At 38.3% G+C, this 7,736-nt stretch carries 5 protein-coding genes and 2 pseudogenes; 1 reads left to right on the plus strand and 6 read right to left on the minus strand.

All coding sequences use genetic code 11. From position 1 onward, the window contains the following. The 4 genes and pseudogenes from dnaX to amvA all read right to left on the minus strand — a co-directional run. Window positions 1-1,226, minus strand: a pseudogene (gene dnaX, locus UC75_RS05270) (DNA polymerase III subunit gamma/tau); the annotation flags it as partial. Between the two features lie 123 nt (window positions 1,227-1,349). Continuing rightward, window positions 1,350-1,982: a metalloprotease secretion chaperone CpaB gene (gene cpaB, locus UC75_RS05275; protein WP_049836928.1), complete on the minus strand. Its 633-nt coding sequence runs from the start codon at window positions 1,980-1,982 to the stop codon at window positions 1,350-1,352. A 22-nt stretch (window positions 1,983-2,004) separates the two neighbouring features. Further along, complete coding sequence (gene cpaA / locus UC75_RS05280) at window positions 2,005-3,786, minus strand: metalloendopeptidase CpaA (protein ID WP_049836929.1); 1,782 nt, start codon at window positions 3,784-3,786, stop codon at window positions 2,005-2,007. Between the two features lie 266 nt (window positions 3,787-4,052). Continuing rightward, on the minus strand, window positions 4,053-5,531 hold the full coding sequence (amvA, locus tag UC75_RS05285; RefSeq protein ID WP_049836930.1) for a multidrug efflux MFS transporter AmvA: 1,479 nt from the start codon (window positions 5,529-5,531) through the stop codon (window positions 4,053-4,055). A 125-nt stretch (window positions 5,532-5,656) separates the two neighbouring features. Here amvA and UC75_RS05290 point away from each other — a divergent pair, with 125 nt between their 5' ends. Beyond that, window positions 5,657-6,235, plus strand: a complete 579-nt coding sequence (locus tag UC75_RS05290) for a TetR family transcriptional regulator (protein WP_005306446.1) — start codon at window positions 5,657-5,659, stop codon at window positions 6,233-6,235. A gap of 47 nt (window positions 6,236-6,282) precedes the next feature. Here UC75_RS05290 and UC75_RS05295 read toward each other — a convergent pair whose 3' ends face one another. Further along, window positions 6,283-7,542 (minus strand): serine hydrolase domain-containing protein, encoded by a 1,260-nt coding sequence (locus UC75_RS05295; RefSeq protein ID WP_049836931.1) that lies wholly within the window; start codon window positions 7,540-7,542, stop codon window positions 6,283-6,285. 71 nt (window positions 7,543-7,613) lie between these two features. Beyond that, window positions 7,614-7,736: pseudogene (locus UC75_RS20280) on the minus strand (hypothetical protein); the annotation flags it as partial.

A 7,736-nucleotide genomic window follows, 5' to 3' on the forward strand; every position in this document is an offset into this window, starting at 1 on the left:
ACCATAGCGGGTTGACTAATAACTTCAACAGGCTGAACAGCATTGACAGGAGCAATATCTTGAAGTTGTTGCTGTACTTGGTGATTTACTACTGCTTGTTCATTTCGTTGAACAGGCTCTGATACTAAAATTTCATTAGGCGCTAAAGGACGGAATGCCAATAAGCGTAAAACGCACATTTCAAAACCTTGCTCTTGCGTTACAGCAAGTTGCAAGTCTGAACGACCTTTACAAGCGATTTGGTAATAAAGCTGCAAATCTTGAGCAGAAATCAGCTTAGACAGTTGCATGATTTTGCGATTGATTTCATCGCTATACTTCAAACTCAAATCAGGTAGATATTGTAAAATTGCCAATTCATGCAATGTCGAAATCAACTGATCAAGCACAAGTGAAACATCTAAAGCTTGATGTCTAAATTGCAATAAAAGCTGGCTTACTTTCTCACGTTGGTTCTGATGAATCGCTAAAATCAAATCATAAATAATCGTACGGTCAATCAAACCAAGCATTTCTTTAACATCTTGATGATGTACAGAACCTTGACCATAAGCAATCGCTTGGTCAGTTAAAGATAATGCATCACGTAATGAACCCTGAGCAGATTCAGCAATTTGCCAAATTGCATCTTGATCGGCATTAATTTGCTCTTTTTCAAGAATAGCATCAAGGTGCTTGGTAATTTCATCGACGGCTAAAGGTCGTAGAGTAAATTGCAAACAACGTGAAATAACCGTAATCGGTAGCTTTTGCGGATCCGTCGTTGCAAACAGAAACTTAACGTGTTCTGGTGGTTCTTCTAGTGTTTTTAATAACGCATTAAAAGAATGCGTAGATAGCATATGTACTTCGTCAATCAGGTAAACTTTAAAACGACCTTGCGTTGGCGCATAAGGAACGTTGTCTAAAAGTTCACGAGTATCTTCTACTTTTGTTCTTGAAGCAGCATCGATTTCGATTAGATCGATAAAACGGCCTTCATTTACTGCCTTACAGGTTGCACAAACTTCACACGGCGTTGAAGTCACACCCGTTTCGCAGTTCAAACACTTGGCTAAAATACGTGCAATTGTAGTTTTACCTACACCACGCGTTCCTGTAAATAAATAAGCATGGTGAAGACGACCGCGTTCCAATGCACTACTTAATGCACGAGAAACATGGTTTTGCCCCACTAACTCATTGAAATTACGTGGACGGTATTTTCTAGCAAGTACTTGATACATGTATGCTCCTTTTTACAGGCATAAGCATACTTTGTTTTTAAAAGAGTGTGAACGCATAAAGCTCATATCCGTACAGATAAACTGCGAACTGACTTCTTTTCTCTATCAGAACCATTTATTTGTCTAAGGATGATCATGATGTAGCTCTTGATCAGTTACACCTTCATCCATGGTTTGGACCAGCCCTAAACCATCCTTAATTTCAGCCGAGTAATTTCCTTTCTCGGTAAAAATCTGCATGATCGTATAGTGATCTTTTTGACTTTGAGTAATAGTAAAGAAATTCTGATTTGGATCGCCCTGATCAAATTTTCCAGTCCACCGAACAATATCTTGGTCAACAGGTTCGATCTCTACAATTTTCCCTGTGCGATTAATGCCATATTCCAACATTTGGAACTTAACAGTGTCGCCCACTTTTTTAAGTTCAATCACATTTGGATCATATTTAATGACCATACCTTTAGCATTTTTAAGCAGCGGAAAATTAACATTAGAAGGAAGCTGATCTTTTTCTATTTCATTAAAAACAACTTGTTGCCTAGACAACTTTTCCTTTTCTGATGGACTCAAATTCAGCATATTTTGACGAGCAAATTCATTCTGACTATCTGCCACTTTTGTCCCAGACTCTTGCCGACTTTCTAAAGACGACGTTAAAGCAGAAGAGCTTTGCTGTGAAAAAGCAAACCAGATTAAAACTGCTAACGCCACACAAGCGATAGCAGTTCCTATTAACAATTTATTTTTTTTCATTATTTATAGCTAAAAATAGAGATTAGTTATATAGAGAAATTTTCTGCGCATTCAGGTTAATGACACTGACAGCATCAATCTTCCCTTCTTCACCTAAACGTACACCATATTTAGGGTTATATAGATACGGGCTAGAGTAAAAATTAATATTATTACCGCCCATTGCTGTACTTCCTAATGGATGGGCAAAACCTGAGCCAATATTGGTTGAACCATTATGGTACAAGCCAAGATTGTGCCCGACTTCATGGCGCATGGCCGCGAAAGAACAACCTGCAATATCATTTGCACCAATCATGTTATATGCAGAAGCATTGATCCAAGCCCAACCACAACCACCGTCACCAGGTTCATTACCTTGATAATAAACACCGTCTGCCAATACACGTTTACGCTCATTTTGTACCGTCGTGTCATCTCGTCCAGTTGAGATCGCTTCTTTTAAAGTGGTAGCAGGAATTTTATAAGTTATATAACCCACATCTCTTAAGTAAAAGTGTGCATTTGAATTTTCAGCGGTTAAATTTGTTAGATTTACGCCTTCAATCATTCTAAGTTTTGCAGCGCTCTCACCTAAAATTGTATTTACTTCTGGACTAGAAACTAACAACATATCAATTGTATAACTGTCTACTGTCCAGCCTTGAGCGGTGTATATAAAACGGCGATTTTCACCATTTTTAATTGCTGTCGACAAACCATTAGCCGCATTAATCAAAGTGTCTGCCGATGCATTCGACACAATAACCACCTTATCCCCGACTTGAGCTTGAGCGGGTAGCTGCAAGGTTGGCTGCCAATTTGATGTAGACAGTTTTACTTTTAAAGTGGGCTGAGTCATATTCGGTAAAGTTGCAGGGATCGTTGCCGATGAATCAATTACCTTTGTAGGTGAAGAGATCAGCTGCCAATATCCTTTGTCACTTACATACATAAACTCATATTGATCGCCTGTTTTAAGCGTTAAAGTCGCTTGGCTATTAATATTGCTGTTATTAATTTTTGCAGACCAAGTCGCTGTAGACTTGATAATAATTCTATCTCGATCACTTGCAGTGGTAGGTAGAGTGAAATTAGAAACCCAATTTCCATCTCCAAATGAAACTTCTGTTAGCGGGCTACTTACCGCGGCTAAAGATGTTCCGATTTGCTGAACATTTAGCTTCTGAGGTTTTATATATTCTGGAACCCATTTTCCTAAAGCAGAATAATATTTAAACCAATATTCAGAGCCATTTTTTAATGTAAAACTGCTTGGGAATAGTAAATTTGTTTTATCAATCTCTGAGCTTGCACTTGCTGTAGAAACAACTTGTACGGTTGTTCCGTCACGTACATCACTCGGTAATGCAATGGTTTGTGCCCATTTGTCATTTTGAATAAGTACTTTTTGCATTGATGCAGTGGTTAATGGAACGACTTCATAAGTCGCACCATTGGTAGGACTCACTGTTGCTAACTGAGCGATCCATTTATTTTGACTGCTATTAAAGATAAATTGATAAACATCTCCACTATTTATTTTCAATACTTCTAACGGAATATTCGTATTAGAAGTATCTAAATAACTGCTATAGGCTGCACTAGAACGAACTGTAATCTTGTCCGAATTATTAGCACTTGCCGGTAAAGAGAGATTTTTGACCCAATTCCCATTTGCTAAAGAAAATTCTAAATCTGAATAACCAGATGGAATTGATCCACTATTATTATTCTGATTTGGTGAAAGTACAGTTGCGGCATATACAAGTGAAGACGCAACAATTGCTCCAATAATGAGTGATGTTTTTAATTTAAAATTCACAGCAGCCTCTTTTATTTGTTTTTAGATTTTCGAATAGCAGGTTAACAAACCATTTTTTTACAGTCAATTTTCGATCAATTCATTTTTCATTAAATTTCAATTACATGAATATTGAATCATTTTGAAATAAAAACACGAAACCTATTAAAGAATAGTTTGTTTATGAGAATTAAATAACCAATTTTCGATATGAAGAAAATATTAAAAAAGATATTTAAGGATAAAAAGAAAGATCATCTCTCTTTTTATCCTCTATTTTGAATTTCTTAATTTACTTTCTTTGGAAAGCTAAACCAGACAAATACAGTTAAAAGGAAGAAACAAATGGCGGAGATTGTAAGCACCCAACTATGCGCATAGCTAAAAGCTTGCTGAGCAACTGCAATTAATTGCCCTCCCAAAGGGCTTTCAAGGTTAGAAGCTAATTGCATGGTTTCACCAATCGAGATACTGGCTTTCTCAATTAAGTTAGCCGGAAGTCCTTCTGGTAAAATAATTGAGCGGCTATAAAACCAAGACAACATTAATCCAAAAATAGCGACGCCTAAACCAGCTCCAAGTTCATAGGCCATACCTTCAATCGCACCTGCTGCACTTGCCTTTTGAGGTGGAACGGATGACATAATGGCAGCAGTTGAAGCCAATAAGGCAATTTCGATGCTAAAGCCTAAAAAGACCATACAAGCCCATGCTAAGAAGTGATCAGTCGAAAAGTTAAGCTGGGCAAGTCCCCATAGACTAAATCCACTTATTAAAATACCAACAGTAGATACAAGTCTAAGTCCCCATTTATTTAAACAGATTCCGGCTAATGGACCACCTAAACTAATCGCGATCATGAATGGAATAATAAACATGGCTGCCTGTAATGGTGAAAACCCATGTACAAACTGCAACTCTTGAGACAAGAGTAATTCAAAGCCAACCAAAGCAATCATGGAAACAACAGCCATAACAATGCTGGTAGAAATCACTGGATGTTTAAATAACTCCAAATCAATCATTGGCGTGGTCGTTCTTTTTTGGCTTCGAATGAAGTGGATTAAAGTACTTATTCCAACCACAAACATCACAACCGTAAGCATCGAGAAGCTGTACATCGCCGATTTGATTGAATAGATGAGGCTTAAAATGGCTACAACCAAAATTAAAGCTTGCCCTAAGTTAATTGGCTGATCAGTTTTCTCTTGTTGTTTAGGAATAATCATCGCGATCATGACCAGAACCACTAAAATAATCGGGATATTGATGAGAAATACTGCTCCCCAATGGAAATGTTCTAGTACAAAACCACCAACTAATGGGCCAAAAGCTGCTCCGCCACCACCCACTGTAGACCAAAGACCAAGTGCAAAATTCCTCTGCTTTTCTTCGGTAAAAGCATTACGAATGCCTGATAAAGTGGCAGGAATAAGCATTGCTGCCCCTAGACCTAAAACAGCACGGGAAGCAATTAACGCGTAAGCTGTTGGAGAAAAAGCCGCAGCTAAGGAACCAACTCCAAAAATTGCAGTTCCAATAAATAATAATTTTTTAAAGCCAATACGATCACCCAGTGCACCCATCGGCAAAATTAAACCCGCCATAATCAGTGAATAAATATCAATGACCCATAAAAGCTGATTGGCAGTTAAATTCAATGCTGCACTTAAAGATGGTGTTGCAACATGCATCACAGTTGCATCAATCGTAACTGGTAAATATATAAGGACGATAATTGTCAGGATTAACCATTTTTTTTGCATAACGCTCTTCAATATCCAAAACTTGGACATGTGTTCAAATCATGGTTATTATATACACAATTGGACACTTGTCCAACTTTTAGTTTTAATGTAATTTGTGTCGAATTCAGTCAGGTGAAAGAAACATGGCCTATCTTAATCGCGATCAACGCAGAGAAATGATTCTGCAAGCTGCCATGCAAGTTGCTTTGGCTGAAGGTTTTACAGCCATGACGGTACGCCGAATCGCAACAGAAGCACAAACCTCTACTGGACAAGTTCACCACCACTTTTCTTCGGCATCTCATTTAAAAGCTGAAGCTTTTTTAAAGCTCATGGAACAACTTGATGAAATTGAACAAACCCTAAAAACGACCAGCCAATTTCAAAGGCTATTTATCTTATTAGGTGCAGAAAACATAGATAGACTTCAGCCCTATTTACGCTTATGGAATGAAGCTGAACTCTTGATTGAACAAGATGTTGAAATACGAAAGGCTTATAACCTTGCTATGCAGAATTGGCATCAAACAATTGTGCAGGCCATTGAATCTGGTAAAAAAGAAGGTGAATTTAAAAATATATCTAATTCAACAGATATAGCTTGGCGGCTCATTGCCTTTGTGTGCGGATTAGAAGGGATTTATCAACTTGGTTTACAAGGTTTAGCTGAAGAAGACTTTAAGCGTCATACCGAAGCGATTATTCGCCTAGAATTATTATAAATATAGAAGCTGGCATTCATTAGAATACCAGCTTTACAACACTAAAATTAGAACCAGCCTTTACGCCCTTTTAAAATTTGGTCAGTGCAACGTAAGGCTTCTTGAGTCAGCCCCCACAAACGGTAATCACCTGTGATTGAACCAATTTGAAAGTTATGAGTATAGGCAAAACTCAGGTCGCGCTCAGGATCGCACCACGCCCCTGAACCATTGTAACCAATATGTCCAAAGCCATTTTTAGCACGTTTACCCATGGTAATAATGCGGTGATATCCTAAACGCCAATTCATCGGAATTGGCATGACACGATCACGAGCATAACTTTGAATGGTACTGAGCTCTTTAAATACTTCTGGGTGAATGAGTTGCTGTCCATCCCATTCACCGTGATTTGCCAGCATCGCATAAATTTTAGCAAGACTATTTGCAGTAAACGTGCCGTTCGCCGCTGGAATGACTGCTTGTAACCCTTCATCACTAAAGAAACTAAAATGCTTCATTCCTTTTGGAATCATAGCATCCTGAAAATCTTGTGGGTCTTGTCCAGTCCACGTAATCATTTTTTCAGAAAGTGAACTCTTGCGTGCTTGAGGCTTTTTAGGTTTTTCAGCTTGAGTAGATGCTGGTTTTTCTGGTTTCGGTTGAATAATTAAACGAGCTATCCGTTCCAACTGGTTTGCAGGCGTACCAAAATAAGCGCCATCTAACTGCAAAGGCTCAACGAGATATTTTTGCATAAGCTGATCTAAAGATTGACCAGTTGCTTTTTCAAGTACTCCACCGACAAGCCAACCAAATGTTAAGGCTTGATAAGCATTGCCCTCTCCGGCAAGGAATCTAGGCTTGGTGGCTGCCATCACATCTAACATATGTGACCAGTCGAGCATTTCTCTTGCACTTTCGATAATATTTCGAACATCAAACATGCCGCTTTGATGACTTAGGACATGACGTAAAGTCATTTGCTCTTTACCATTTTGAGCAAACTCAGGCCAATAAGTCGCAATCGGTTTGTCGTATTCTAAAAAACCTTCACTTACTAAAATATGCGCTAAGGTTGCAAGTACACCCTTACCTGTAGAGTAGCAAACTGCCAAAGTGTCAGGTTGCCAAGCTTCATTTTGTGATTTTAGACCGGTGTAGATATCTACAACTTTCTGGCCTCTAAAATAAACCGCTAATGCAGCTCCACCTTGTCCTGTTCTAGCATCTTGAAGACGGCTAAATTGGTGAGCTAAATCAATGAAACGTTCATCTAAAATACCGTGATAGTTATGGGTATCGGCCAGTAAAATTTCTTTAATCACATGAAGTTCCTTGCATTTTTTGTTATTTTGCTCAAAAGCAGCCCAAACCTCTGTTCAGGCTGCTAATATTTTTATAATGCTTTTACAGTTCCTGCAACATGCGGTTTTTGTGATTTTGCATTACGAATCAAGAAATCAGTCTTTTTATCTGCATTGGCAGTTAAAAACTCAACTTTCGACGGTAAGAACATTGG

It is taken from the genome of Acinetobacter sp. V2 (genome assembly GCF_001188385.1).
Lineage (GTDB): Bacteria > Pseudomonadota > Gammaproteobacteria > Pseudomonadales > Moraxellaceae > Acinetobacter > Acinetobacter oleivorans.